Origin of the sequence: Nitrososphaera sp., assembly GCF_050748925.1 — an archaeon.
Taxonomy (GTDB): domain Archaea; phylum Thermoproteota; class Nitrososphaeria; order Nitrososphaerales; family Nitrososphaeraceae; genus Nitrososphaera.
In genome coordinates this window covers 1-1,115 of sequence record NZ_JBOGQF010000255.1, presented here as the reverse complement: position 1 = coordinate 1,115, position 1,115 = coordinate 1, and the positions used below count along the sequence as shown (strand labels likewise).

Annotated in this window: 1 protein-coding gene; it reads right to left on the bottom strand. The window is 57.9% G+C overall.

Annotated elements, in window-relative coordinates; genetic code table 11:
- Positions 1-159: 159 nt before the first annotated feature.
- The coding region (locus ACREAY_RS12070) for a spherulation-specific family 4 protein (RefSeq protein ID WP_431756012.1) at positions 160-1,115 on the bottom strand (956 nt) is incomplete at its 5' end.

Here is a 1,115-nt window from a genome sequence, read left to right as displayed (position 1 = left end):
CTCTGCAGGGCGCACGGTGAGGGGGACGCTAGAGCTGGGCGGCGGGCACCTAGACGGCGCAAGGCTTCAGCTGGAAGGCGCAAGGTGGCTGCTGAAAAACGTCCCAAAGGTTTTTGAAAAATAAGAGATGGCTGGACCCTTCGTGGGATCCAGTCCCGGTCACCTGTCCAGCGTCTCTATCAGCGTGCCAAAGTACGAGGGCACCGTGAACCACCTGCCGTTAGAGTCGTTGCCGGTGTGGATGTACAGCAGGCCGACCCACTTGGCTGACTCGGTCTCAAACGTCGTGTCAAGGGAACTGATGTCGTACCGGATGTAGGCAAAGTTGCGCTTGTCGTACTGGTAATGCCAGCCGCTGCTTGCAGAGCATTGGACGCAGTACTGCAGCCACGAGATCGGCATGTAGCCCCTCCCTTCTGTGATGTTGATGACGTCGACTGTCCCGATGTAGCTCTTGGGAACATCGGTCCCTGGGTTGCCGAGGGTCATTTTCATGCCTACCGACTTGGCATAGTTGGTCACGTCGCGGTAGTGGCTCTCGTAGCCCACCTTGTTGGTGAACTCGTCGATGAACAGGCCGTCGGCGTTGTACCAGTTCTTGTACTTGTCGGCGTCAGCCTTTAGCGCGGCAAGAGACCTTGTCCCATAGTCGTCATAGGTATAGCCGATGGCTATAACGCCAGCCTGCTTTAGCTTGTTGACCCAGCTGGCGATGTTGTTATCCTTAAAGTTGCCGGGCCCGCTTGAGGGGTTGAACGCGGCCACGATGGGCACCGAGGGGTGCTTGGTCTTTTCGTCGATCACCTTCTGCCAGTGCGCGGCCTGCGTGCCGCCAGGATACATGTACAGCGCGACAAAGACGCCCGTCTTTGGTATCAGGTCGGCTATCGAGCTGGGGTCGGGGTCCGGCATGGGTGGCGGCAGAGGCGCAGTGTCCCTGTAGTGCGCCGTTATTGCCGTATCAGCATTAAGCGTCAGCGTCCTCGTCCTTGCCGTGCTCCCATTCTCCCAGTGGTCAAAAAATATACTGCCATAGTCGGAGACTGCCACACTATACGTCGCGCCAGTGGTCCCCACAAAGGTAAGCGGCGAAAGACCAGACCTTACTACAGAGC